Source organism: Bacillus sp. ms-22 (assembly GCF_009759805.1).
GTDB classification, from domain to species: Bacteria; Bacillota; Bacilli; order Bacillales; family Bacillaceae; genus Bacillus; species Bacillus xiamenensis.
Genome location: NZ_CP046653.1, coordinates 21,535 through 44,760 on the forward strand (window position 1 = coordinate 21,535; position 23,226 = coordinate 44,760).

The following is a 23,226-nucleotide window of genomic DNA, read 5'->3' on the forward strand; positions in this document are numbered from 1 at the left end:
ACACACTTCTTAGTAACTAAGCACCTTCGCATCATCCGGTTGCAATTGCGCATCTGGTCTCGAAGCTAACCAGATGTGCAATTGTTTTCTAACACTGCAATAGAAACAACCAGTCTATCTATTTACTAAAATAACATGTTAGACGCAAGCCATAAGTATCTTTTAAATAGGCATCAGTTGCCAAAATAATTTGTTTCATTGAGTCTGTAATTTTCATTATAGAGACTCCCGGCTGAACAATTGATATTTCAAATTCTGTTTCAAAACCAGATTTCACCATCTTCTTTAACATCTGAAGAATTTGTAAGTCTCCCTTTTCAAACCGAGTTTCACCATAGTCTTTCTGTCTCGAATTTTCTCGTACAATCATTCGTTGAATAATTTCTAAAACATTATCATTCCACATAATTGATTTTTCAGCTTGACCACATACTTCATATAAGTCTTTAACACGAGCACCAGGAAGTTCTCCGCCTGAGTATTTACAGTGATATAGATGAAATATGATTTTTGAATGTTCCTTATCAATTTTGACCGCAACAACATCTGCAATTTCTCCCGATCCATCATCATCAAAAATGATATCTGATGTCTGATCTACAATGTTATGTATTGTAGCGTATTGAATAGAATCAGTCTTTCTTCCTCTACCTTGAGATTCAGATTTAATATCGACTCCAAATTTGTTCCAATCGATATCAAAAAAAGTGTCTACTGGCAATTCAATGCCACTTTTAGGTTTGATAACTGTTTTTAAATTTTCTTGGACTACTACAATAGTTCCATCGCTTTGTATGAACGAAACTTCCGGTGAGTATTCATGCAAATAATCTGTCATTTTAACATTTCTATTACCGGATTTCACTATTAGCTCTTCACCTTCGATTTGCTTGAAACTATATGATGTTTCATTAATAATCTGTTCGAAGATAAATTTCCGTTCATTTATCCAAAATTCAAAGCGAAGATTATCATTAACTAAACCGGGATTCTTTAATTCTGTTCTAAAAAACGGAAATTCCTTTTGTTCTTTAGGAATGTATAACTGTTTGGCGACAGAATTAGAAACCTCAATTATTTCTGGCATCGATATTTTATAAGGAACACCCTCTGGAAATTCCTTAATAACTTCTAAAGTAAGGGAATTATTTAATATATTATTCGTACTAATAGTATCATCCAATACCTTATTCCCTATTTTCTTACACCAGTCTGTCCAAAAGTTTATCCGCTCTACCCAACGCATCCAAACTTTCCCTTTATATGAACAACCAATACTAATTCGTCCTCCGTCTTGATAGCCATAACCGAATAAATTAGACTTAGTTGAACCCGATGCAACTGCCTCACTAATTCCAGACTTAATATCTGCACCAGCAAACATTCTGAAGCTAATCCTTCCGCTAGGTTTTTGCTTTAATCCCAGCGTTCCAATCATCAATCGATTAATTCCATCTAAGCTTCGATAAATTGAATCTCCCTTAATTGCCGATGCTTCTGGAAACATACTGTCCACAAGCCGATTTCCTTTTCCAGCATCAGTTTCGTTTATATGAACAATTCCATTATCCTCATCAAAGAACAACACAAAGAAATCATAATCATATTGAACAATATCCTTTTGATCTGACCAGACAACCTTTGTTTCAATTTCCTCAATGAAAACATAAACAAAATCTTCTTCATTTATTAATGATGTAGTTCTATTTGAATCCAAAACTTGTTTCCACCCATTTACATAAATTCTTTTTGAAGGGTGTTGAAACATCCTGGTACTCACTTTCATCTTTAATTGGGATAAATCTATCTCCTTTACATGGCCTTTTTCAAACCTATCAATGAATTCACCAAGCTCAACTTCCTTATTGATAGCTTGATTTGAATGGATATTAAGAAGTTGATTCCAATCAGAATTTTGATTATATAGCTCTTCAATCGCTTGCTTCAAATCCTCCATTGCCACATTCGTGATGAGCTTTGCATTACCCAACTTATTACCACTTGTTCGGGCAAAACGTCCAATGAATTGAAGTGTAATCGGAAGCGATTTATATTTATCATGGATTGCGGCAATTTTTAGTGTGGGAATATCTATGCCTTCGCCAAACATATCTACACATACCACAATTTTTGCTTTACCATCTTTAACTTGCTGCAAGTTTTCCTTCCTCTGGGCAGGGCGAATGCCAGTATGAATAACAACTGGATTATACTTTTTATATTGAGAGTAAATTTTTTCATACAACTCATCAGCTCGTTTTCGACTATTTGCTCTCGCTAAAAGTACATGCTCATATCCTTTCTCCAAATCTTCATCTAATTGCTTGATGGCTATTTTTGCGATTTCTCCGTCAGACTTTTGCTCATCAAATTCTTGAATTGGATAAAAATCGATAGGCTTGAAATACCCAGCTTTTTGCGCTAATGCCAAACCATAATTGAAAATTATCTTACCATCGACTTTTTTTCCATCATTTCTAAATGGAGTTGCAGTAAATTGGAGAATTTTTTTTCCTATAAATCTTTCTCTCACCATTCCCCAGTCGGGAGCGGCAAGATGATGCGCTTCATCAAATATTACAACCTCTACTTTTTCAAGCAGTTTATCCCAAACAGTAGAAGTCATGTTTTTAATCATCCCAGGAGTTGAAACAATTATATTTGCCTCCTCAAGCACATCAATCAGTATATTTTCATCCTCATCTTTTACTTTTGACTTATAAAGAAAAGTCGTTGGATAAATAGCTTCCTCTGATATCATTTTTAATTTTGGAAGTATACCAAAGTGCCTCGCTCCTTCAAAAATTTGTTCCCTCAATAAATTAGACGGTACAATAATAAGCGTTGAAGTAACTCTCTCAGAAATAATCGTAGTATACATTGTTTCAGACTTCCCTGTTCCAGTCGGTAAAACAATAGTTGCTGGAGAATTTGATATTGCCCAATGTGCACGAATTGCAGATAATGCTCCAAATTGGGGCAAGCGTAGACCGATCTCATCTTCATTTCGTGAAACCCTCTCATGATATGACTCTTTCCAACTATTAACGATTTCTTCTCGGTTGAAGATTCTATCATCAGCATCCGCACATCGACTTAACTTGTTATCACGACCGATTGTTGTAATTATATTTTTATACTTTCCCAAACAACCACTTCTTTCTGTTGTAATATTTTACATTTTTACTAATATTATAACAGATGCAAAAGGAATCTTTATATAAGGATTATATTATTTACAGTGATTAATGAGTTCGTTTCTTATGCTTTCTTTCAAGTAATTTTTTGCATCAATTCTAAAGCCTAAGGGATAGCTATCTTTATCTCCAACCATTTCAAGAGGGTTGGCAAAACCATATTCTAAAGAACCAGAAACTAGGTATTGAGATACGTCATACTTAAGTTTTTCCATATCGATCAACTGATTAATCACAATATGCAGCAACTGTTCTCTTACGTTTTCTACATCTTCCTTTGTCATAATAGGATATCTTTCTTCTTGTTTTTTCTTATATTGAGTGATAGGAATTCTCTTATTATAAATATCCTCTTCAACTTTCAGACCCAATGCTGAAGCAATAGTTTCAAAAGCTTTAATAGTATCATGATCAACAGTTGTTTTTCGGTTACTATTAAATTGTTTTATGATTTGGTCCTTACGGAAACCAATGACTTCTGTAACAAAGTCCTCTCGATATTTTGTATATCTATTCCCACCAATTATTTTGTTTTCATAACTACTCATATACTCAGTCTCATAAATCTTTTCTTCAAAAAACTCTCTTACATACTTATTCCATGTTTTCTTGCTAATTAAATGATCATCTCTCTCCTTACCCCCAAAATCATACCCAAACTGTTTATCGATAGTATCTAAAATCTCATTAACGTTTAAAAACTTCACTTTCAATCACCCCTTTATAGATGGAGTATAGCACAAAACAAAAAAGAAATATCCATATAAACCCTCTTTTTATGCCGTTTCATTGCTCTTAATTCAATAATTAAAGTGTTATAAGATTAACTTGCAAGTATAAATATCCATAGAAAGGAGGCGATTTAATCATGTTTTACCAAATAAATCATCCGAAAATGGTCATCCCGAAATGGTCACAAGTAGATGCATCAAGTCTTGATATCCTTCTGGAAAAATTCATGTTGAGGGAAAGAATGGTCCAAGACAGCATTAGGCTGTTAAAGGACCATAAGAAGCCTAAAGTTTTAAACCTAGGTGGTTTCCGGATTAAGATCGAAGACACTAAAGAAGAAGCTTTGGTTATCAAGAGCCTTGAGTATGTATTAAGAAATTACTCTGACAAAAAACACAATTAAAAGAAAGAGGTTTTGCACTATGCCGATCGCAAATGCATGGGTATTCACAGAAACTAAATTCAAAGCAGATGAATTTTTAAGAAACACAGGAAATATGTACAGATTAGTTTCACAACGACCATACGTAAGTAAAAAAGAGCCAGATGAAAAAGGTGTTACTTTAACTTTATCCATTACCAAAGACAATACTGATTACGGTTCCGACAAGAAAACTGGACTAAAGCGAGATAACAACATATTAAATACTTTTGACGTGACCGTCTTGAATGGTCAGGAACATATCAGTGTTCAAAAAGGCGAATATGTACGTTTAATCGATTTCATTCAAGAAAAATCTTTTGTTATAGGCTTTGACTTGATCCTTCGATTTAAAGGCGTGGAAAAAATCAATGTTCAAACAAAGTAAATTAAGAACACAAAGACAACAAAACGGGATTTTCATATATAGCACATGCTTTATGCTTACTGTGATTGTTTTTTGTGTGAATTTTATCGACTCCCAACTTAAGTTGGGAGTTGTTTTCACAAAACACGTTAACGAGTTATTTATCGGATTTCTGCTAGTAATATTTTCGATTCAAATGGCTGCATGGCTTATTCGAAATAAGGCTAATAAAGGCATAAAACACGCTATACACCATTATCTTACCGTACTAAAACTAAGAAAGTCGTTCCTAGATGCTAATTACTTCAACAAAAGATTTTACTTCAATACCGAAATAGCAGACCTACCGAAAATTAAATTGCAATTTACCGCCAACTTTTCAAAAGCTACATTGTTCATTGAAAACATAAATATTAACAAAGATATTGGCGATGTAAGGATTTCTTTCACATTGAATCATTTCATTGTAGACAGAGCCTATTTATCAAATGATGAAAACTACCATATTTTTGAGATATACGATAGTAACATTGACCAGCAACTTAATTTTAATGGTCTTTGCGAATTGAAAAGACAAACTTCCCAAGTAGATGATTATACTTTGATAATTGATAAGTCTATATCAATTTCGTTATATGGAACTTTGCTTGTGGGACAAACAGGCTCGGGTAAAACGTATGCGCTCTACTCGCTAATTCTTCAAATGCTAGCCAAAAACGTACAATACAACATTTATTTTGCCGACCCAAAAAACTCAAGCCTTGCTGTTCTTGGAGAAAGAATTTCAGCGGAAAATACCGCTACTAATATGGAAGATATTATTAGGCTACTACAAAGTTTCAATGAAATGATGGAAGTCAGAAAAGCAGAGATTAAAGATAAACTTAACACGAAATTAGAAGCAACCTATGCTGACTTTCAATATGAACCTTATATTTTTATCTTTGATGAATTCGCTAGTTTTCAAACTGTTTTACAGACGCTAGAAAAGAAAACACGTGATGAAGTAATGAAGCTGTTGTCACAAGTCGTTTTACAAGGTAGACAACTAGGCTTTTTCTTATGGATTGTCATGCAAAAGTCAGATGCAACATTATTACCAACCAATTTACGAGAAAACCTTCCTGTAAAGTTCGTGCTCGGTAATGCGGAAAGGCAAACTTATACAACGGCATTCGGTACTGGAGTAGATATACCAGAGAAGAATTTTGCATTAGGTCAAGGTGTCTTTACTTGTCCAATCGTGGCTAACACGCCGAAGATTTGTCACTTTAGTTATTTAGATTTTGACATATTAGAAGCTGTGACTCACTTAAGATCGTGAGCGGGGGTTATGTAATAACCCCCGCTCCGCAAAACAAGAAGATCACAACTAGAGCTGATGTATCAATGTTTCACGACTTGAAAGGAGTGATAATTTTGTTAGACGTTCAAGTCGATGAATTTACACTAGTCCTACAATCAACGAAGAGACCTAGCCAAATTGAAGGCTGGGAAGGCATGGCAATCAATATCATTAATGAATTTGTTAGACTGTCCAAATTAGAAACCGTATTAGGCAAACTAAAAGAAACAACATATTCATTACCTCAAGGTTATTCAAATGGTTTAGTTTGCGATGATGCTCCATATTATTTCGCAATCGCTTATCATACTGATTTTATTCAGATGGGCATTTGTATAAAATTTTCTGCGCACGCATGGATGCAATACAGAAAGCAATATGAATCATTATTCACTAGTCCGATACAGATAAATCAGTTTTTCACGAACATAAGCAACAGCACCTTATATACTTCCAGACTATCGAGAATTGACATTGGAATCGATTTCATCAATGAAAAAGTAAATGTAAACACAATTTATAATCAGCTTTCTAAAAAAAAACAAATCGTTAGAACTGCAACTGGTCGAAAAAACCATTCGGTTATATCGGCAATAACTAAAAATAATATCACCTCAACTTTTTATCTGGGCTCGAAAGGCAAAAATATTAAGGCTTTATTGAGGGTTTATGATAAGAAGAAAGAACAAATTGAAACGATGGGCGTTAGATATGAAGAGGCTATACAATATGATAATTGGGTACGCTTTGAAGCAGTTTTTAAGGGCGCTTATGCTCATAACCTATCAGAAAAGCTAGAAGACATAAGTAATGATACAGAGTTAAAAGATTTATTAGTATCAGCTCTAACTGATCGTTACCAATTTTATTATGACACATCTAAAAGATTAACAACTTACACTAGAAAAATGCTTAATTTGCTTAATCAGAGAAATTTTATGTTCAGTTCCCCTTCGCCACGAATGAACCTGTTAGAACAATCACAGAAGCATATTTTAAATGGGTCAGGATTATTTCCTTACTTATTCAAAGTTTGGCGTATCTGGGGCGATGAGGGGTTAAAGAAGTGTTTAGCATTTCTTTACGATGAATTTGAAAACTATGAACCTAATGACGATGTCATAGCTTGGTTAAAAAAGTATTCGCCATTATATACAAAACAAAGTTATCCGTTTAAATAAGAAATTCACAAGGAGATGATGTCTTCATGAGCATTGATATAAACTCACAGGACTTTCCATACCTTTTAACTAGAGAACAAGCTGCTCGTTTTCTAGGTGTAGACCCAAAGTCATTTGATAAATATATACGACCCAATGAAGGGCTTGGACGTTTCATGATTGGTCGGCATGAACGATACACAATGAAATCTTTAATACAATTTATTGAAAAACACTCGGTTTAATTTATTGACAGTTGATAAGATGTTAGGTTCGGAATACAATACAGGTGTATTCAACTAGCATCTATCAACTGTTTTTATGAAGGGAATTGATAGCATGGCTAGTATTATTAAAAGAGGAAAATCATATCGGGCGCAAGTTTCCTTATACAAACAAGGGAATCATAAAAAGCTTGCGAAAACTTTTTCAACAAAGAAAGAAGCACAGCTTTGGGCATTAGAAATGGAATTAGCGAAAGGAGAAGGTAAAGAACTTGCTCACAGAACAACAACATTTGCGGATTTTTTCGAGAATTGGATTTATCTTGTAAAGGTCAATGATGTTAAAGAAACGACTTTTCAAAATTATGTTCGTACTTCAGGAGTCATTAGAAACCTTTTTCATGATATTCAATTAAAAGATTTAAATGATATCGTCGTTCAAAAGAAAATTGATGAGTATGCGAAGACACATTCACGAAAAACAACGCATGAAGTACTTCTTAAAATAAAGACATCCTTACGTGATGCATATGCACGGGGCTATATTGCAAATGATTTTGCTCGATTAGTGAAAACACGTGGAGAAAACCCACCTAAGCGAAATAAAGCCTTATCCATTACTGATTTTAAGAGGCTTCGTAATTACGTTTTACAGAATCCAGAAGATGAATTTAACGTACTTGTATTACTAGCATTAGAAACAGGTATGCGACGCGGAGAACTACTAGCTATACGACCAGAAAGCCTTTATGAGTATGGAATAAAAGTTAGACACTCAATCAGTCCCACTTCTGACGATACTTCATTAAAGACACAAAATGCAAAACGTGATGTTTCTATAAACAAAGAAGTCTATGAGCTTTTACGTAAAATTCTCGTGAAAGAGAATGGATATATTTTCGGCTTTGGTGGTTTTAAACAGTCCGAACTATTAGCCGAGTTATTAACGGAGCTAAACATTAAAAGAACAACCTTTCACGGTCTAAGAGATACGCACGCATCATTTTTATTTGCCCAAGATATAGATATTGCATATGTATCTAAACGATTAGGACACATAAATATTCAAACCACTCAAAATTATTATCTCGAATTAATGCCAGAAAAAAAGCACCAGCAAGATGCCGATGCTTTAAATCTGTTAAGTTCTTTATAAGTTCTAAGCTGATTTGAACCAACTTGAACCAAAAAACTTTTGTAAACGTTGATGCAATAAGAAATTGATTAACGCTTCGAGAACTGAGGAGCTCTACGTGCGCCTTTAAGACCGTATTTCTTACGCTCTTTCATACGAGAGTCACGAGTAAGAAGTCCAGCACGTTTAAGTGGTGTACGGAACTCAGGATCTACTTCTAGAAGAGCACGAGAGATACCGTGACGAATTGCTCCAGCTTGACCAGAGAATCCACCACCGTGAACATTTACAAGAACATCGTAGCTGTTAGCTGTTTCTGTGATGTTCAAAGGCTGTTTCACGTCTTCGATTAAAGCAGCGAATGGAATGTATTCAGTAATTTCACGATTATTAACGACGATACGGCCTTCACCTGGAACTAAGCGAACGCGCGCTACAGAACTTTTACGACGACCTGTACCGTAATATTGAACCTGTGCCAAATTGTTAACCTCCCTTATAATTAACCGCGAAGTTCGTAAACTTCAGGTTGTTGTGCTTGATGTGGATGCTCAGAACCACGATACACATTTAATTTTTTGAACATTTGACGACCTAGTGGACCCTTTGGAAGCATACCTTTGATAGCAAGCTCCAACATTTTTTCAGGGTAGTTTGTACGCATCTCAAGAGCAGTTCTTTGTTTCAAACCACCTGGGTGCATTGTGTGACGGTAGTAAATTTTGTCCGTCAATTTCTTACCAGTTAATTCGATTTTCTCAGCATTGATGATGATGACGTGATCACCTGTATCAACGTGTGGTGTATAAGTTGGTTTGTGCTTACCGCGCAAAAGTGATGCTACTTCAGTAGAAAGACGTCCTAGAGTCTTGCCTGCCGCATCAACCACTAGCCATTTGCGCTCAATTGTGCTTGCGTTCGCCATTGGTGTTGTACGCATGAGTTTCCCTCCTAAATAAATCAATGAATTTTCCTGAATCAAATGCTACGTTCTATTTCAAAACACAGATAAGTCTTCCGGGGCTTATTTGTGGGGTTGAAATACATACCATATGATATCTTATAACTTTCTGCTTCCTGTGTCAAGAACATGTTACACCTGGTTTAGTTGTCATAGAAAACTTCCCATAAATACAGTCCGTGACTAGGCGCAGTCTTGCCTGCCGCTTCGCGATTTCGGGCGGCAAGCATGGCTTTTATCTCCTCAGGGTGAAATTTACCAGCACCGATTTCAAGTAACGTGCCGGCCATAATCCGCACCATGTTGTATAAAAAGCCATTTCCTCTCACACGCATTTCAAGCCCGTCTGAGACGTTTTTCCACTCGAGGGCGTAAATAACCCTCACCTTGTCCTGAACCTCTGTATTGGCCGCACAAAAGCTTGTGAAGTCATGTGAGCCAATCAGATACTCAGCAGCTTCTCTCATTTTGTCGACATCCAGTGGATAAGGATAGTGGCAGGCATACTGTCGCGTGAACACATTTTGGTGCGTTTCCGTTGAGACCTTGTAACGGTACTCCTTTGAAGCAACACCAAACCTGGCATGAAACGACTCATCCACTTCCTCAGCCTTTAGAACACGAATGTCATCTGGCAGCAAGCTATTGAGGGCAAAAGGCCACCTCTCCATCGGGATAGCGAGCGGGGTATCGAAATGGATGACCTGTCCCTTTGCATGAACACCACTGTCCGTCCGGCCAGAAGCCACAATCGGAATCAGTTCGTCCTGTTTATGCATTTTTGCAAGGGCAGACTCTATCTCCGTCTGAACAGTTCGCTGCCCTGGCTGCACCTGATAGCCTTTAAAATGTGTCCCATCGTATGATACAGTGCATTTTACTTTCATCTAGGCATCACCTAATTTCTAAGCAGCACAAGGAGTGCTGTTAACAGGATGAATAGAAGCAACGTGAACGTGTCCTTCATACCCCAGACAAGCTGACGGTATTTCGTCCGTCCTTCTCCTCCGCGGTAGCCTCTCGCTTCCATCGCAGTCGCCAATTCCTCCGCACGTTTAAACGCACTGACGAAAAGCGGAACAAGCAACGGAACAATCGCTTTTAGACGATCTTTCACTGGTCCGCTTGTAAAATCAACACCTCTTGCCATTTGTGCTTTCATGATTTTGTCTGTTTCTTCGAGTAAAGTCGGAATAAATCGAAGGGAGATAGACATCATAAGAGCAAGCTCATGAACAGGTAGCTTGATTTTACGGAAAGGATGTAGCAGCTTCTCCATACCGTCTGTCACTTCAATAGGCGTTGTGGTCAGCGTAAGAAGTGTTGTCATCATGATGAGATAGACAAAACGGAGTGAAATGAATATCCCCTGCTTTAGACCTTCTTCATAAATATTCAAGAAACCAAAGTGAAACAGCAAAGCGCCATCCTTTGTCATGAAGATGTGCAGAATAAAGGTAAACAGGACAATCCATAGGATCGGTTTCATTCCTTTGAGAATAAAGTACAGCGGCACCTGAGACACCATCACCACAAGGATCGTAAAGACACCTAAAAGCCCGTAAGTGATGTAATTATTAGCAAAAAAGACAATAAAGACGAAAAAGAAAATTGATAACAGCTTTGTCCTTGGATCAAGACGATGGACAAAGGATGAACCTGGCACATATTTGCCGATAATCATACTATCCATCATGATGTCGTTTCCTCCTGATAAAGAGCTGTTAAGGCTTCTGCCATTTCATCCATAGTCAGAAGCGGCCTTGGAAACGTGATACCTAGCTTTTCTTCGATAGCCTGCTGGAATTTAATCGTTTCAGGGAGATCGAGACCGAAAGAAGACATATCTGTACGATTGGCAAATAGCTCTCTCGGCGTACCTGTCGCCTTCACTGTTCCTTTATGCATGACAATCATTTGATCCGCATAATGGGCAGCATCCTCCATACTGTGTGTCACAAGGATCGTGGTCAGGTTTGCTTTTTGATGAAGCTCATAGAACATGTCCATGATTTCTTTCCGCCCGCGTGGATCTAATCCTGCAGTCGGCTCATCAAGCACAAGCACTTCTGGCTCCATCGTTAGTACACCTGCAATCGCCACACGTCTCATTTGACCGCCGCTTAGTTCAAAGGGAGATCGAGATAATAGGGATTCAGGAAGACCAACCAGTTTCAGCATCTCCTTCGCCTTCGCTTCTGCCTTCTCTTGAGGAACGCCGAAGTTCATCGGGCCAAAGCAGATATCCTTGAGGATGGTTTCCTCAAAGAGCTGATGCTCAGGAAACTGAAACACGATGCCTACCTTTTTCCGGAGGGGTTTCATATCCTTCTGCTTTTTATTGGCCTGTAAAACTGTCTCTCCAAGCGCAATGCTCCCTTTCGTTGGTTTGAGCAATCCATTTAAGTGCTGCAGCAATGTAGACTTGCCAGAACCCGTATGACCAATGACAGCGACATAGCTGCCTTCTTTGATGGAAGCATTGACATCATACAAAGCGAGACGCTCAAACGGCGTTTTCATTTGATAACGATGCTCTAATTCTTTGATCGTAATGTCCATAGCTCTTTCACCAATCCTTCTTGTGTCAAATGAGCATTTGCAAGTGGCACACCTTGCTGCTTCAATTGCTTGCTCAACCGATAGGAAAATGGCAGATCAAGTCCAATCTGAACCAGCTGTTCATCTAGTTCAAATACTTCCTCTGGTGTTCCCTCAGCAAATTTCTTCCCACCATTCATCACAATAACGCGGTCTGCCTTCGCAGCCTCGTCTAAATCATGTGTGATGGAAATGACTGTGACTGTTCCTTGTTCCTTCAGTAGTCTAACAGTCTCTAACACTTCTTCACGGCCAATCGGATCAAGCATTGATGTTGCTTCATCCAAGATCATGATGTCAGGGCTTGCGGCAAGCACTCCTGCAATGGCTACTCTCTGCTTTTGCCCGCCTGATAGATGGTGCGGCTCTTGATCAAGAAACTCCTGCATATTGACCTGTTTAACAGCCCAATCTACACGTTCTATCATCAATTCCCGCTCAACCCCGTTATTTTCTAAACCAAAAGCCACATCATCACGAACCGTTGAGCCAACGAATTGGTTATCTGGGTTTTGAAAGACCATGCCTACCTTTTTACGAATATCCCAAACACTTTCTTCCTTCAGCTCAATCTCACCAACCTTGACCGTTCCAGCATCCGGTAAAATGAGCCCATTCAGTACACGGGCAAGTGTGGATTTACCAGAACCGTTATGGCCAACAATGGCAAGCCATTCATTTTGATTCACATGCAATGACACTTGATCTAAAGCGGGCTTGTCCGCATCTTTGTGATAACGAAATACAATGTCTTTTACGTCAATTAGTGTCTTCCCCATCTCTACCGGACCTCCTCTCAGCTCAACCTCTACTTTGCTTATTCCTAAAAAGCCGTAGTATCTAAAAAAGGGCATAGATCCAGTTATGAACTGTCCCGCCCTTTCTTAGATACACGATATGTGATTAAACTAATTCAATGACAGCCATTGGTGCGCCATCGCCGCGACGAGGTCCAAGCTTCATGATACGAGTGTATCCACCTTGGCGATCTTCGTAGCGAGTTGCAACGTCAGCGAATAATTTTTGAAGTGCATCTTGGTTTGTTTCAGCGTTAGCTACTTCATTACGAATGTAAGCTGCAGCTTGACGGCGAGCATGAAGATCTCCGCGTTTGCCAAGAGTGATCATTTTTTCAACTACAGAGCGAAGTTCTTTCGCACGTGTTTCAGTTGTTTCGATGCGTTCGTTGATGATCAAATCAGTCGTTAGGTCACGAAGCATTGCTTTACGTTGTGCACTAGTGCGTCCTAGCTTTCTGTATGCCATGTGATGTCCCCTCCTTAATTAGAGATACTGTATGAATAAAAAACACACGAAAATCCTAGTTCACAATGAAACTAGTCAATCGTCTTTACGAAGACCCAGTCCAAGTTCTTCTAGTTTCGCTTTCACTTCTTCAAGAGATTTACGTCCAAGGTTACGAACTTTCATCATATCCTCTTCTGTCTTGTTAGCAAGCTCTTGAACAGTATTAATACCCGCACGCTTCAAACAGTTGTAAGAACGAACAGAAAGATCAAGCTCTTCAATTGTCATTTCAAGCACTTTTTCTTTTTGGTCTTCTTCTTTTTCAACCATGATTTCTGCATGCTGAGCTTCGTCAGTTAACCCAACGAAAATATTCAAGTGTTCAGTTAAAATCTTAGAACCTAGAGCGATCGCTTCTTTCGGTCCTGTGCTTCCATCAGTCCATACATCTAGTGTTAGTTTATCATAGTTTGTGATTTGCCCAACACGGGTGTTCTCCACTTGATAAGTCACACGGGATACAGGTGTATAGATTGAGTCGATCGGAATCACGCCGATAGGCTGATCGTCTCTTTTGTTTGCATCAGCAGGATTATACCCGCGACCTCTTTGTGCAGTCAAACGAACACGGAAGCTCGCATTTTTGCCAAGAGTTGCGATGTGAAGATCTGGATTTAAGATTTCAATATCGCTGTCGTGTGTAATATCAGCAGCTGTTACAGTTCCTTCATCTTGTACATCAATTTCAAGCGTCTTCTCTTCTTCAGAGTAGATTTTGAGTGCAAGCTTTTTAATGTTTAAGATAATCGTTGTAACATCTTCAACCACGCCTTCGATCGTTGAGAATTCGTGTAAGACACCATCTATCTGGATCGATGTTACAGCTGCACCAGGAAGTGAGGATAAAAGGATACGACGAAGGGAGTTCCCTAAAGTGGTACCATATCCACGCTCAAGTGGCTCTACGACAAACTTGCCATACTTGGCATCGTCGCTGATTTCAACCGTTTCGATTTTTGGTTTTTCAATTTCGATCATCTAATAAAACCCTCCTTCAAAACGTCGAAACCTCGAATAGAATCATATGAGATTCCATCCGAAATTCCTCATTGTTTAGTCCCGTATGTGCTCAGGCAACGAGTCGTGTATTCGTCTCATAAATAACTGTATCATAACCCATTATTGACAGGGACACAAAATCTATACAAACAAATTACACGCGGCGACGTTTTGGTGGACGGCATCCGTTATGAGGAACTGGAGTTACGTCTCTGATTGCTGTAACTTCAAGACCTGCAGCTTGAAGCGCACGGATTGCAGCTTCACGACCAGAACCAGGACCTTTAACAGTTACTTCAAGTGTTTTAAGACCATGTTCGATAGAACCTTTAGCAGCAGTTTCAGCAGCCATTTGTGCAGCGAAAGGAGTAGATTTACGAGAACCTCTGAATCCTAATGCACCAGCACTTGACCAAGAAATTGCGTTTCCATGAACATCAGTAATCGTTACAATCGTGTTGTTGAAAGTGGAACGGATATGAGCGATTCCAGCTTCAATATTCTTTTTCACGCGACGTTTACGCGTATTTGATTTACGAGCAGCAGCCATTCTTTAACTACCTCCTTTACTTATTTTTTCTTGTTAGCTACAGTACGACGCGGACCTTTACGAGTACGCGCGTTGTTTTTTGTGTTTTGTCCACGAACAGGAAGTCCTCTACGATGACGGATTCCGCGGTAGCTTCCGATTTCAATTAGACGCTTAATGTTAAGTGAAACTTCACGACGAAGGTCACCTTCTACTTTAAGTTTGTCAATGATATCACGGATTTTACCAAGTTCGTCTTCAGTTAGATCGCGAACGCGAGTGTCTTCAGAAACACCTGCTTCTTTAAGGACTTGTTGCGCAGTCGTACGACCAATTCCAAAAACATATGTTAAAGAAATGACAACACGCTTATCACGTGGAATATCTACACCAGCAATACGAGCCATGATTTGGGCACCTCCTTGTTATTAGCCTTGTTTTTGTTTATGTTTTGGGTTTTCACAGATCACCATTACTTTTCCTTTTCTGCGAATCACTTTACATTTTTCACAGATAGGTTTAACAGATGGTCTCACTTTCATGTGTTTCCAACCTCCTTCTTCCGGAGTTGCTTTATTTGTAACGGTACGTAATTCTACCACGAGTTAAGTCATATGGAGATAATTCTACCGTAACTTTGTCTCCAGGTAAAATGCGAATGAAGTGCATACGGATTTTTCCTGATACATGAGCCAAAACTGTATGACCATTCTCTAGTTCAACTTTGAACATTGCATTTGGCAAAGTTTCTGCTACAGTACCTTCCACTTCAATTACATCGTCTTTCGCCATTCAAGTGTTCTCCCTTCTTCAAATCAGTAACTTGCTCTCTGATAAATGTCCAAATGAGATCATCTCAATTGTTCATCTATCACCCGACCTGTTTTGAATATACTGTTCTGAACTTCCGGAGATACGCAATCATAAAAGGTTAAATGATTGATATTTTTTCTTAGGAGAATGAATTTACGCTTTTCTCCGTCTGCGATTAGTACATGGCAGGCATCGAACATGCCGATGACAACTGTATACTGATCTTGTTCTTTCTTTGGACTATACAGACAACCTGCCCGATTTGGGCCTGAAAGGCTTCAGTGAAGACCTAAATCTTAGTCAGTATATCAAAACCTGTATCTGTAATCGCAATCGTATGCTCAAAGTGAGCACACTTTTTCCCATCAACCGTTACAACCGTCCAGTTATCAGCCAGTGTTTTCACATATCGGCTGCCTGCGTTCACCATCGGTTCGATGGCCAACACCATTCCAGGTTTTAGCCGTGGGCCTTTGTTCGGCGGACCATAATGAGGAATTTGAGGGTCCTCATGAAGATCCTGTCCGACCCCATGTCCAACATATTCTCTAACAACTGAGAAATTCTCACCTTCAACATACGTTTGTATGGCATGGGAAATGTTTGACAGACGTTCACCTGGCTTTGCTTCCTGTAAGCCCTTATATAGAGATTCCTCTGTGACTTCCAGTAGTTTGCGGTCCTCATCACTGATTACCCCAACTGGATAAGTCCAAGCAGAGTCACCATGATAGCCATTTAACTTTGCGCCGATATCGATACTAATGATGTCTCCATCACGTAAAACCCGTTTACCAGGAATACCGTGAACGAGTTCTTCATTCACCGAAACGCAAATGCTCCCGCGAAAACCATTATACCCTTTAAAAGATGGGATTGCACCCTGCTTTGTAATAAAACGTTCGGCAATTTGATCCAATTCTTTTGTCGAAATACCTGGTTTTATGTGTTTCTTCAGCTCTTCATGAGTCAGTGCGACAATGCGTCCAGCTTCTCTCATAATTTCAAGCTCGCGAGGAGTTTTACAGATAATCATTTATTTAATCCCCCAAGCAGGTCCTTGATATCAGCGTAAACATCGTTAATTTGCTTCGCACCATCAATGTTTACAAGATATCCTTTTTCTGAATAGAAGTTCAGTAAAGGTTCAGTCTGCTTTAAGTTTACTTCAAGTCTAGTCGAAACGGTTTCTGCATTATCATCTGCACGTTGATAAAGCTCGCCTCCACACTTGTCGCAAACATTTTCTTTCGCAGGTGGATTGAATACTAAATGATAAGTTGCTCCGCAATTTTTGCAAATTCTTCGGCCAGTCAGACGCTCCAACAAAGCATCTTTATCGACTTTAATATTAATGACATAATCAATCGTTCTGCCAAGGTCCTTTAGAATGTCTTCTAAAGCTTCAGCCTGAGCGACTGTTCGCGGAAATCCGTCCAGAAGAAAACCTTGTTCACAATCATTCTTGCCAAGTCTTTCTCTAACAATACCGATTGTGACCTCATCAGGAACAAGCTCTCCTTTATCGATAAAGGATTTTGCTTCGAGCCCAAGTTGTGTCTCCTCTTTCATAGCAGCACGGAACATATCTCCTGTTGAGATATGAGGGATCCCATAATCATCAACAATTCGTTCTGCCTGAGTGCCTTTACCAGCACCCGGAAGCCCCATTAAGACTAAGTTCATTTCGGATTTCCCCTTCCTTACTTAGAGGAGTTGGGCAGAAGCCCAGCCCTCTGTTTTATTTCATAAATCCACGGTAGTTTCGTTTCACTAATTGGCTTTCAAGCTGTTTCATCGTTTCAAGTGCAACACCTACAACAATGAGAAGACTTGTGCCGCCAATTTGTGCAGCGGAAGGTAATCCAGCGAATTGAATGAAAAAGATAGGAAGTATTGAAATCACGGCTAAGAAAATGGCGCCCACAAACGTGAGTCGGTACAAAATGCTCGTAATTCTATCTTGAGTCATTTTCCCTGGACGAACTCCCGGGATATAGCCACCCTGCTTTTGCAGATTTTCAGCCATTTGTTCAGGGTTTACTTGGACAAAGGCATAAAAATATGTGAAAGCAACAATCAGTGCTACATAAATCGTCATACCGATTGGCTTAGTATAGTCAAAGTTGTTAGTTATCCAGGTTGTCACATTATTTGTTCCGAAGAACGATGCGACCGTCTGCGGAGTAATAATGAAAGAAACGGCAAAGATGACTGGAATCACCCCTGCTGGATTCACTTTCAACGGAAGATGCGTTGCTTGACTAGCAGACATTTGTGCACGGCCATTTCCTTTTGAATATTGAATTGCAATCTTTCTCACTGCCATTTGAATGTAAATAACACCGATAACAATGACAAGAATAGCAATTACAATAAGGGCAATTTTAAGGATTTGCATGAACAGCTGTCCATCTCCACCTACAAATTGCTGAGCGTACACTTGTTTTAATGTTTGAGGGATACCTGCGATGATTCCGGCAAAGATAATAATCGAAATACCGTTACCAACACCGTGAGCAGTAATCTGCTCTCCCAGCCACATTAAAAATGCTGTACCCGCAGTGAGTACGACCGCAATTAAGAGATACGTTGAAACACCTGGGTTTTCAATCAGCAAGCCTCCTGCCATATTGTTGAATCCATATGACATTCCTATCGCCTGGATAAATCCTAGAACAATTGTAAAATACCTTGTGAATTGTGCTAATTTTCGGCGGCCAACCTCTCCTTGCTTTGACCACTCAGTAAACTTCGGAACAACATCCATCTGCAAGAGCTGGATGATGATCGAAGCCGTGATATACGGCATAATCCCCATTGCAAGAATGGAGAATTGGAAAAGTGCCCCGCCCCCAAACGTGTTGAGGATTCCGAAAACACTCATTTGATCCTGTGCCTGGAGAACTTCTGCGTTCACATTAGGCACAGGGATGAAAGCACCTATACGAAAGACGACTAACATTAATAGAGTGAATATAATCTTATTCCGTATATCTTTCACGCGCATAAAATTGGAGATTGTCTTAAACAAGTTAGATCACCTCGGCTGTACCGCCAGCAGCTTCAATCGCTTCTTTAGCAGAAGCAGAGAATTTATTGGCTTTTACAGTTAATTTTTTCTCTAATTTACCGTTGCCAAGAATTTTTACTCCTGCTTTTAACTTGCTTATTGTACCAGTCTCTAGAAGAAGTTCAGGAGTGACTTCCGTTCCTTCGTCAAAACTGTTTAATCTGTCTAAGTTGATTACCGCATAATCTTTACGGTTAATGTTTGTAAAACCACGTTTTGGAAGGCGTTGGAATAAAGGCATTTGACCACCTTCGAATCCAGGGCGTACACCGCCTCCAGAACGAGCGTTTTGACCTTTATGACCTTTACCAGAAGTTTTACCGTTACCTGATCCAATACCACGACCAACACGGTTGCGTACTTTACGTGAACCTTCTGAAGGCTTCAATTCATGAAGTTTCATTTGGGCACCTCCTTATCGATTAAAAATGTATTATTGTTCTTTAACAGAAACTAAATGAGACACCTTGTTAATCATGCCGCGGATCGCTGCATTGTCTTCATGTACGACTGTTTGGTTTGTTTTCTTAAGACCAAGAGTACGAACAGTGACACGCTGATCTTCTGGGCGACCGATTACACTGCGTTTGAGGGTAATTTCTAATTTATTTGCCATTATTGTTCCCTCCTTATCCTAACAGGTCTTCTACAGATTTTCCACGAAGCTTCGCTACATCTTCAGCACGTTTAAGTTCACTTAAACCTTGAAGTGTTGCGCGGATCATGTTGATCGGTGTATTAGAACCTAGAGATTTAGAAAGGATATCAGCTAGACCAGCAAGCTCAAGTACCGCACGCACTGGGCCTCCAGCGATAACTCCTGTACCTTCTGAAGCAGGCTTCAATAGAACGTTTCCTGCACCGAATCGACCGATGATTTCATGTGGAATTGTAGTTCCAACCATTGGTACTTCAATTAAATTCTTTTTCGCGTCTTCAACAGCTTTGCGGATCGCTTCTGGTACTTCTTGTGCTTTACCAGTACCGAATCCTACATGACCGTTTTTGTCACCGACAACAACTAAAGCTGCAAAACGGAAACGACGTCCACCTTTAACAACTTTCGCTACGCGGTTAACCGTAACTAAGCGTTCTTCTAACTCTAATTTGCTTGGGTCAATACGACTCATTCGGATGTGTCCCTCCTTCTTTTATTAAAATTTCAGTCCAGCCTCACGAGCAGCTTCAGCTAGAGCTTTTACACGTCCATGATATAAGTATCCTCCGCGGTCAAATACCACGTTAGAGATGCCTTTTTCAACAGCACGTTTTGCAACAAGTTCGCCAACTTTCGTAGCAGCTGCAGTGTCAGAACTATTCTCGATCTTTAACTCTTTATCAAGAGTAGAAGCACTTACAAGTGTTACACCGTTAACATCATCAATTACTTGAGCGTAGATATTCTTGTTAGAACGGAAAACGTTAAGGCGAGGTCTTTCAGCAGTACCTGAAAGTTTCGCACGAACACGAGCATGTCTTTTAAGACGAGTAGCGTTTTTGCTAGTTTTCGTAATCATCCGAGTCACTCCTTTCTTCACTTTAAGCGATCTTACTTACCAGTTTTTCCTTCTTTACGGCGAACGAATTCACCTTCGTAACGAATTCCTTTACCTTTGTAAGGCTCTGGAGCACGGACAGCGCGGATGTTAGAAGCTAGAGCTCCTACACGCTCTTTATCGATACCTTTAATGATTACTTTCGTTTGAGATGGAACTTCGATTTCAACTCCAGCCTCAGGTACGATTTCAACTGGGTGAGAGTATCCAACGTTAAGAACAAGTTTGTTTCCAGATTTAGCTGCACGGTAACCGACACCGATAAGTTCTAAACCTCTTTCGAAACCTTTAGATACACCTTCAACCATGTTAGCAATCAAGCTACGTGTTGTACCATGTAATGCACGGTGTTCTTTATTTTCAGACGGACGGCTTACAGTTAAGACGTTGTCCTCAATTTTAATTTCCATATCAGGGTGAAATGTACGAGTTAGTTCACCTTTTGGTCCCTTTACTGTCACTGTGTTGTCGTTGTTTGTCACAGTTACTCCTGAAGGGATCTCGATTAGTTTTTTACCTATACGAGACATACCAAGCACCTCCATTCATCTTAAACTTTTTTTACCATACGTAAGCAAGTACTTCTCCACCAGCTTGTTTAGCACGGGCTTCTTTGTCCGATAAAACGCCTTGTGATGTAGAAATAATTGCGATTCCAAGTCCGTTAAGTACACGTGGTACTTCATTTGATTTCGCATATACGCGTAAACCAGGTTTACTGATTCTTTTAAGACCAGTGATAACACGTTCGTTGTTTTGACCGTATTTAAGGAACAAACGGATAATACCTTGTTTGCTGTCTTCGACGTACTCAACGTCACGGATAAAACCTTCACGCTTTAAGATTTCAGCAATTTCTCTTTTGATTTTTGAAGCCGGTACTTCTAGCTTCTCATGACGTACCATGTTCGCATTGCGAATACGAGTCAGCAAATCTGCAATCGGATCTGTCATAACCATTATTTAATAACCTCCTTCCCATTTATGGGGATTACCAGCTGGCTTTTTTAACGCCAGGAATTTGTCCTTTATATGCAAGTTCGCGGAAACAAATACGGCAAAGTTTAAACTTACGAATAACTGAATGTGGACGTCCACAACGTTCGCAGCGCGTATACTCTTGAACTTTAAACTTTTGTTTGCGTTGTTGTTTCGCAATCATAGACTTTTTAGCCACGATTTCGCCTCCCTTTCATTGATTATTTCTGGAACGGCATACCTACTTGAGTTAATAACTCACGTGCTTCTTCGTCCGTATTGGCAGTCGTAACGATAACGATATCCATACCGCGGACCTTTGTTACTTTATCGTAATCAATTTCTGGGAAGATTAACTGTTCTTTAATACCAAGCGTGTAGTTTCCACGTCCGTCGAAAGATTTCTTAGAAATCCCGCGGAAGTCACGTACACGTGGTAAAGATACAGAAATAAGTTTATCAAGGAAATCATACATGCGCTCTCCGCGAAGTGTTACTTTCGCACCGATTGGCATTCCTTCACGTAGACGGAATCCAGCAATAGACTTCTTCGCACGAGTAACGACAGGTTTTTGACCAGCGATAAACGTTAATTCTTCAACAGCAGTATCGATTGCTTTAGCGTTTTGAACTGCGTCACCAACACCCATGTTGATCACGATTTTTTCGATTTTTGGCACTTGCATTACTGAAGTGTATTCAAACTTAGAAACTAATGCAGGTGTAATTTCTTTTATATACTTTTCTTTAAGGCGGTTCATGAGAAAGACCTCCCTTCCTTATTTACTATTTATCTAGAACTTGCCCAGATTTTTTCGCTACACGGACTTTCTTTCCGTCCTCAACTTTATACCCAACACGTGTCACTTCACCCGTTTTAGGATCAAGCGGCATTACGTTTGATACGTGGATCGGCGCTTCTTGTTCAGAAATTCCGCCTTGAGGGTTAGCTTGGGTTGGTTTAGAGTGTTTTTTCACAAGGTTAATACCTTCTACTAAAACACGTTCCTTTTTAGGGAAAGCAGCAAGGATGACACCTTGTTTACCTTTATCTTTACCAGAGATAACCACTACTTTATCGCCCTTTTTAACATGCATTTAATCGCACCTCCTTGAGTCGCGGATTGTATTCATTAAAGTACTTCTGGTGCTAGAGAAACAATTTTCATATAGTTGTTTTCACGAAGTTCACGTGCTACTGGTCCGAAGATACGAGTTCCACGCGGGCTCTTGTCGTCACGGATGATGACACATGCATTTTCATCAAAACTGATGTAAGATCCATCGTTTCTGCGAGCTCCGCTCTTTGTACGAACGATAACTGCTTTCACAACTTCACCTTTTTTGACAACGCCTCCTGGTGTTGCTTGTTTAACCGTACAAACAATGACATCACCGATGTTAGCCGTTTTACGTCCAGAGCCACCAAGAACTTTAATCGTTAGTACTTCGCGTGCGCCAGAGTTGTCAGCTACTTTTAAACGAGTCTCCTGTTGAATCATTAATGTTACCTCCCTTCGGAAAAAGAAATCCGAACTTTATTAGATAATAACAGCTTCTTCGACAACTTCAACTAGACGAAAGCGTTTAGTCGCAGATAATGGACGAGTTTCCATGACCTTTACGATGTCTCCGATTTTTGCTTGGTTGTTTTCATCATGTGCTTTGAACTTTTTAGAGTATCTTACACGTTTGCCATAAAGTGAATGCTTTTTGTATGTTTCAACAACAACAGTGATGGTTTTATCCATTTTGTCAGAAACAACACGACCTTGATACACTTTACGTTGGTTACGTTCGCTCATGTTTGCGGGGCCTCCCCTCTAA

General features: G+C 39.4%; 34 protein-coding genes and 1 pseudogene. 6 read left to right on the forward strand and 29 right to left on the reverse strand.

Annotated elements, in window-relative coordinates:
* Window positions 1-118: 118 nt before the first annotated feature.
* Together GPA07_RS00125 and GPA07_RS00130 are read right to left on the reverse strand one after the other, a co-directional pair.
* Complete coding sequence (locus tag GPA07_RS00125; RefSeq protein WP_157291851.1) at window positions 119-3,148, reverse strand: DEAD/DEAH box helicase; 3,030 nt, start codon at window positions 3,146-3,148, stop codon at window positions 119-121.
* Between the two features lie 84 nt (window positions 3,149-3,232).
* Entirely contained in the window at window positions 3,233-3,904 is a 672-nt protein-coding gene (locus GPA07_RS00130) for a hypothetical protein (protein WP_157291852.1), read from the reverse strand.
* Between the two features lie 161 nt (window positions 3,905-4,065).
* Between GPA07_RS00130 and GPA07_RS00135 the strand changes: the two genes are divergently transcribed.
* From GPA07_RS00135 to GPA07_RS00160, 6 genes are all read left to right on the forward strand, one after another.
* The gene (locus GPA07_RS00135; RefSeq protein WP_157291853.1) at window positions 4,066-4,332 is read left to right on the forward strand and encodes a hypothetical protein; all 267 of its coding nucleotides are present in this window, start codon (window positions 4,066-4,068) and stop codon (window positions 4,330-4,332) included.
* Between the two features lie 19 nt (window positions 4,333-4,351).
* The gene (locus GPA07_RS00140; RefSeq protein WP_157291854.1) at window positions 4,352-4,738 is read left to right on the forward strand and encodes a hypothetical protein; all 387 of its coding nucleotides are present in this window, start codon (window positions 4,352-4,354) and stop codon (window positions 4,736-4,738) included.
* The gene (locus GPA07_RS00145; protein ID WP_157291855.1) at window positions 4,722-6,041 is read left to right on the forward strand and encodes an FtsK/SpoIIIE domain-containing protein; all 1,320 of its coding nucleotides are present in this window, start codon (window positions 4,722-4,724) and stop codon (window positions 6,039-6,041) included. The genes GPA07_RS00140 and GPA07_RS00145 overlap by 17 nt, the downstream gene beginning before the upstream one ends.
* A 95-nt stretch (window positions 6,042-6,136) precedes the next feature.
* Window positions 6,137-7,243, forward strand: coding sequence for a replication initiation factor domain-containing protein (locus tag GPA07_RS00150; RefSeq protein ID WP_198303832.1), 1,107 nt, complete (start codon window positions 6,137-6,139; stop codon window positions 7,241-7,243).
* Window positions 7,244-7,269: 26 nt separating this feature from the next.
* Window positions 7,270-7,467 (forward strand): helix-turn-helix domain-containing protein, encoded by a 198-nt coding sequence (locus GPA07_RS00155; protein ID WP_157291856.1) that lies wholly within the window; start codon window positions 7,270-7,272, stop codon window positions 7,465-7,467.
* Between the two features lie 94 nt (window positions 7,468-7,561).
* On the forward strand, window positions 7,562-8,602 hold the full coding sequence (locus GPA07_RS00160; protein WP_157291857.1) for a tyrosine-type recombinase/integrase: 1,041 nt from the start codon (window positions 7,562-7,564) through the stop codon (window positions 8,600-8,602).
* Window positions 8,603-8,670: 68 nt separating this feature from the next.
* On the opposite strand, the gene rpsI is transcribed toward GPA07_RS00160, so the two are convergent.
* The 27 genes and pseudogenes from rpsI to rpsQ form a co-directional block, all read right to left on the reverse strand.
* Window positions 8,671-9,063: a 30S ribosomal protein S9 gene (gene rpsI, locus GPA07_RS00165; RefSeq protein WP_008356553.1), complete on the reverse strand. Its 393-nt coding sequence runs from the start codon at window positions 9,061-9,063 to the stop codon at window positions 8,671-8,673.
* A 20-nt stretch (window positions 9,064-9,083) separates the two neighbouring features.
* Window positions 9,084-9,521, reverse strand: coding sequence for a 50S ribosomal protein L13 (gene rplM, locus GPA07_RS00170; protein WP_003217042.1), 438 nt, complete (start codon window positions 9,519-9,521; stop codon window positions 9,084-9,086).
* A gap of 164 nt (window positions 9,522-9,685) precedes the next feature.
* Entirely contained in the window at window positions 9,686-10,429 is a 744-nt protein-coding gene (gene truA / locus GPA07_RS00175; protein WP_157291858.1) for a tRNA pseudouridine(38-40) synthase TruA, read from the reverse strand.
* 11 nt (window positions 10,430-10,440) lie between these two features.
* Window positions 10,441-11,238, reverse strand: a complete 798-nt coding sequence (locus tag GPA07_RS00180; RefSeq protein WP_034738449.1) for an energy-coupling factor transporter transmembrane component T family protein — start codon at window positions 11,236-11,238, stop codon at window positions 10,441-10,443.
* Window positions 11,235-12,104, reverse strand: coding sequence for an energy-coupling factor ABC transporter ATP-binding protein (locus GPA07_RS00185; protein WP_071168229.1), 870 nt, complete (start codon window positions 12,102-12,104; stop codon window positions 11,235-11,237). Before GPA07_RS00185 ends, GPA07_RS00180 begins: the two co-directional genes overlap by 4 nt.
* Entirely contained in the window at window positions 12,080-12,922 is an 843-nt protein-coding gene (locus GPA07_RS00190; RefSeq protein ID WP_008356549.1) for an energy-coupling factor ABC transporter ATP-binding protein, read from the reverse strand. Before GPA07_RS00190 ends, GPA07_RS00185 begins: the two co-directional genes overlap by 25 nt.
* 124 nt (window positions 12,923-13,046) lie before the next feature.
* On the reverse strand, window positions 13,047-13,409 hold the full coding sequence (rplQ, locus tag GPA07_RS00195) for a 50S ribosomal protein L17 (RefSeq protein WP_003216944.1): 363 nt from the start codon (window positions 13,407-13,409) through the stop codon (window positions 13,047-13,049).
* Window positions 13,410-13,484: 75 nt separating this feature from the next.
* Window positions 13,485-14,429, reverse strand: coding sequence for a DNA-directed RNA polymerase subunit alpha (locus GPA07_RS00200; protein ID WP_003217009.1), 945 nt, complete (start codon window positions 14,427-14,429; stop codon window positions 13,485-13,487).
* Window positions 14,430-14,604: 175 nt separating this feature from the next.
* The gene (gene rpsK, locus GPA07_RS00205; protein ID WP_008356548.1) at window positions 14,605-15,000 is read right to left on the reverse strand and encodes a 30S ribosomal protein S11; all 396 of its coding nucleotides are present in this window, start codon (window positions 14,998-15,000) and stop codon (window positions 14,605-14,607) included.
* A gap of 20 nt (window positions 15,001-15,020) precedes the next feature.
* On the reverse strand, window positions 15,021-15,386 hold the full coding sequence (gene rpsM / locus GPA07_RS00210) for a 30S ribosomal protein S13 (protein WP_003217023.1): 366 nt from the start codon (window positions 15,384-15,386) through the stop codon (window positions 15,021-15,023).
* A 21-nt stretch (window positions 15,387-15,407) separates the two neighbouring features.
* On the reverse strand, window positions 15,408-15,521 hold the full coding sequence (gene rpmJ / locus GPA07_RS00215) for a 50S ribosomal protein L36 (RefSeq protein ID WP_003156543.1): 114 nt from the start codon (window positions 15,519-15,521) through the stop codon (window positions 15,408-15,410).
* Between the two features lie 31 nt (window positions 15,522-15,552).
* Window positions 15,553-15,771: a translation initiation factor IF-1 gene (infA, locus tag GPA07_RS00220; RefSeq protein ID WP_003217190.1), complete on the reverse strand. Its 219-nt coding sequence runs from the start codon at window positions 15,769-15,771 to the stop codon at window positions 15,553-15,555.
* A pseudogene (locus GPA07_RS18710) lies at window positions 15,749-16,054 on the reverse strand (KOW domain-containing RNA-binding protein). The gene infA and the pseudogene GPA07_RS18710 overlap by 23 nt, the downstream one beginning before the upstream one ends.
* A 27-nt stretch (window positions 16,055-16,081) precedes the next feature.
* Window positions 16,082-16,828: a type I methionyl aminopeptidase gene (gene map / locus GPA07_RS00225; protein ID WP_007496338.1), complete on the reverse strand. Its 747-nt coding sequence runs from the start codon at window positions 16,826-16,828 to the stop codon at window positions 16,082-16,084.
* On the reverse strand, window positions 16,825-17,478 hold the full coding sequence (locus GPA07_RS00230; RefSeq protein ID WP_157291859.1) for an adenylate kinase: 654 nt from the start codon (window positions 17,476-17,478) through the stop codon (window positions 16,825-16,827). Before GPA07_RS00230 ends, map begins: the two co-directional genes overlap by 4 nt.
* 55 nt (window positions 17,479-17,533) lie before the next feature.
* On the reverse strand, window positions 17,534-18,826 hold the full coding sequence (gene secY / locus GPA07_RS00235) for a preprotein translocase subunit SecY (RefSeq protein WP_008356546.1): 1,293 nt from the start codon (window positions 18,824-18,826) through the stop codon (window positions 17,534-17,536).
* A 1-nt stretch (window position 18,827) separates the two neighbouring features.
* Window positions 18,828-19,268 (reverse strand): 50S ribosomal protein L15, encoded by a 441-nt coding sequence (rplO, locus tag GPA07_RS00240; protein ID WP_008356545.1) that lies wholly within the window; start codon window positions 19,266-19,268, stop codon window positions 18,828-18,830.
* A 30-nt stretch (window positions 19,269-19,298) separates the two neighbouring features.
* Complete coding sequence (gene rpmD / locus GPA07_RS00245; RefSeq protein ID WP_003217067.1) at window positions 19,299-19,481, reverse strand: 50S ribosomal protein L30; 183 nt, start codon at window positions 19,479-19,481, stop codon at window positions 19,299-19,301.
* A gap of 13 nt (window positions 19,482-19,494) precedes the next feature.
* Window positions 19,495-19,995, reverse strand: a complete 501-nt coding sequence (gene rpsE / locus GPA07_RS00250) for a 30S ribosomal protein S5 (RefSeq protein WP_007496332.1) — start codon at window positions 19,993-19,995, stop codon at window positions 19,495-19,497.
* A gap of 24 nt (window positions 19,996-20,019) precedes the next feature.
* Entirely contained in the window at window positions 20,020-20,382 is a 363-nt protein-coding gene (rplR, locus tag GPA07_RS00255; protein ID WP_008356544.1) for a 50S ribosomal protein L18, read from the reverse strand.
* Between the two features lie 32 nt (window positions 20,383-20,414).
* On the reverse strand, window positions 20,415-20,951 hold the full coding sequence (rplF, locus tag GPA07_RS00260) for a 50S ribosomal protein L6 (RefSeq protein WP_008356543.1): 537 nt from the start codon (window positions 20,949-20,951) through the stop codon (window positions 20,415-20,417).
* Between the two features lie 31 nt (window positions 20,952-20,982).
* The gene (rpsH, locus tag GPA07_RS00265; RefSeq protein ID WP_007496327.1) at window positions 20,983-21,381 is read right to left on the reverse strand and encodes a 30S ribosomal protein S8; all 399 of its coding nucleotides are present in this window, start codon (window positions 21,379-21,381) and stop codon (window positions 20,983-20,985) included.
* Between the two features lie 31 nt (window positions 21,382-21,412).
* Window positions 21,413-21,598: a 30S ribosomal protein S14 gene (gene rpsN, locus GPA07_RS00270; protein ID WP_008356542.1), complete on the reverse strand. Its 186-nt coding sequence runs from the start codon at window positions 21,596-21,598 to the stop codon at window positions 21,413-21,415.
* A gap of 22 nt (window positions 21,599-21,620) precedes the next feature.
* Window positions 21,621-22,160 (reverse strand): 50S ribosomal protein L5, encoded by a 540-nt coding sequence (rplE, locus tag GPA07_RS00275; RefSeq protein ID WP_008356540.1) that lies wholly within the window; start codon window positions 22,158-22,160, stop codon window positions 21,621-21,623.
* A 25-nt stretch (window positions 22,161-22,185) separates the two neighbouring features.
* Entirely contained in the window at window positions 22,186-22,497 is a 312-nt protein-coding gene (rplX, locus tag GPA07_RS00280; protein WP_008356538.1) for a 50S ribosomal protein L24, read from the reverse strand.
* A gap of 35 nt (window positions 22,498-22,532) precedes the next feature.
* The gene (rplN, locus tag GPA07_RS00285; protein WP_003216882.1) at window positions 22,533-22,901 is read right to left on the reverse strand and encodes a 50S ribosomal protein L14; all 369 of its coding nucleotides are present in this window, start codon (window positions 22,899-22,901) and stop codon (window positions 22,533-22,535) included.
* A 39-nt stretch (window positions 22,902-22,940) separates the two neighbouring features.
* Window positions 22,941-23,204, reverse strand: coding sequence for a 30S ribosomal protein S17 (rpsQ, locus tag GPA07_RS00290; protein ID WP_003216906.1), 264 nt, complete (start codon window positions 23,202-23,204; stop codon window positions 22,941-22,943).
* Between the last annotated feature and the right edge of the window lie 22 nt (window positions 23,205-23,226).

Coding starts and splice junctions, on each gene's coding strand:
- rpsQ (WP_003216906.1), bottom strand. CDS start 23,204: ATGAGCGAACGTAACCAACGTAAAGTGTATCAAGGTCGTGTTGTTTCT.
- rplR (WP_008356544.1), bottom strand. CDS start 20,382: ATGATTACGAAAACTAGCAAAAACGCTACTCGTCTTAAAAGACATGCT.
- GPA07_RS00190 (WP_008356549.1), bottom strand. CDS start 12,922: ATGGGGAAGACACTAATTGACGTAAAAGACATTGTATTTCGTTATCAC.
- GPA07_RS00135 (WP_157291853.1), top strand. CDS start 4,066: ATGTTTTACCAAATAAATCATCCGAAAATGGTCATCCCGAAATGGTCA.
- infA (WP_003217190.1), bottom strand. CDS start 15,771: ATGGCGAAAGACGATGTAATTGAAGTGGAAGGTACTGTAGCAGAAACT.
- GPA07_RS00230 (WP_157291859.1), bottom strand. CDS start 17,478: ATGAACTTAGTCTTAATGGGGCTTCCGGGTGCTGGTAAAGGCACTCAG.
- GPA07_RS00140 (WP_157291854.1), top strand. CDS start 4,352: ATGCCGATCGCAAATGCATGGGTATTCACAGAAACTAAATTCAAAGCA.
- rpmJ (WP_003156543.1), bottom strand. CDS start 15,521: ATGAAAGTGAGACCATCTGTTAAACCTATCTGTGAAAAATGTAAAGTG.
- rplE (WP_008356540.1), bottom strand. CDS start 22,160: ATGAACCGCCTTAAAGAAAAGTATATAAAAGAAATTACACCTGCATTA.
- map (WP_007496338.1), bottom strand. CDS start 16,828: ATGATTATCTGTAAAACTCCTCGCGAGCTTGAAATTATGAGAGAAGCT.
- rplM (WP_003217042.1), bottom strand. CDS start 9,521: ATGCGTACAACACCAATGGCGAACGCAAGCACAATTGAGCGCAAATGG.
- rplN (WP_003216882.1), bottom strand. CDS start 22,901: ATGATTCAACAGGAGACTCGTTTAAAAGTAGCTGACAACTCTGGCGCA.
- rplQ (WP_003216944.1), bottom strand. CDS start 13,409: ATGGCATACAGAAAGCTAGGACGCACTAGTGCACAACGTAAAGCAATG.
- rplX (WP_008356538.1), bottom strand. CDS start 22,497: ATGCATGTTAAAAAGGGCGATAAAGTAGTGGTTATCTCTGGTAAAGAT.
- GPA07_RS00180 (WP_034738449.1), bottom strand. CDS start 11,238: ATGATGGATAGTATGATTATCGGCAAATATGTGCCAGGTTCATCCTTT.
- rpsE (WP_007496332.1), bottom strand. CDS start 19,995: ATGAGTCGTATTGACCCAAGCAAATTAGAGTTAGAAGAACGCTTAGTT.
- rpsH (WP_007496327.1), bottom strand. CDS start 21,381: ATGGTTATGACAGATCCGATTGCAGATTTGCTGACTCGTATTCGCAAT.
- GPA07_RS00145 (WP_157291855.1), top strand. CDS start 4,722: ATGTTCAAACAAAGTAAATTAAGAACACAAAGACAACAAAACGGGATT.
- GPA07_RS00155 (WP_157291856.1), top strand. CDS start 7,270: ATGAGCATTGATATAAACTCACAGGACTTTCCATACCTTTTAACTAGA.
- GPA07_RS00200 (WP_003217009.1), bottom strand. CDS start 14,429: ATGATCGAAATTGAAAAACCAAAAATCGAAACGGTTGAAATCAGCGAC.
- rplO (WP_008356545.1), bottom strand. CDS start 19,268: ATGAAACTTCATGAATTGAAGCCTTCAGAAGGTTCACGTAAAGTACGC.
- rpsM (WP_003217023.1), bottom strand. CDS start 15,386: ATGGCTCGTATTGCTGGTGTAGATATTCCACGTGATAAGCGTGTTGTC.
- rpmD (WP_003217067.1), bottom strand. CDS start 19,481: ATGGCAAATAAATTAGAAATTACCCTCAAACGCAGTGTAATCGGTCGC.
- rpsK (WP_008356548.1), bottom strand. CDS start 15,000: ATGGCTGCTGCTCGTAAATCAAATACGCGTAAACGTCGCGTGAAAAAG.
- rplF (WP_008356543.1), bottom strand. CDS start 20,951: ATGTCTCGTATAGGTAAAAAACTAATCGAGATCCCTTCAGGAGTAACT.
- GPA07_RS00185 (WP_071168229.1), bottom strand. CDS start 12,104: ATGGACATTACGATCAAAGAATTAGAGCATCGTTATCAAATGAAAACG.
- GPA07_RS00160 (WP_157291857.1), top strand. CDS start 7,562: ATGGCTAGTATTATTAAAAGAGGAAAATCATATCGGGCGCAAGTTTCC.
- truA (WP_157291858.1), bottom strand. CDS start 10,429: ATGAAAGTAAAATGCACTGTATCATACGATGGGACACATTTTAAAGGC.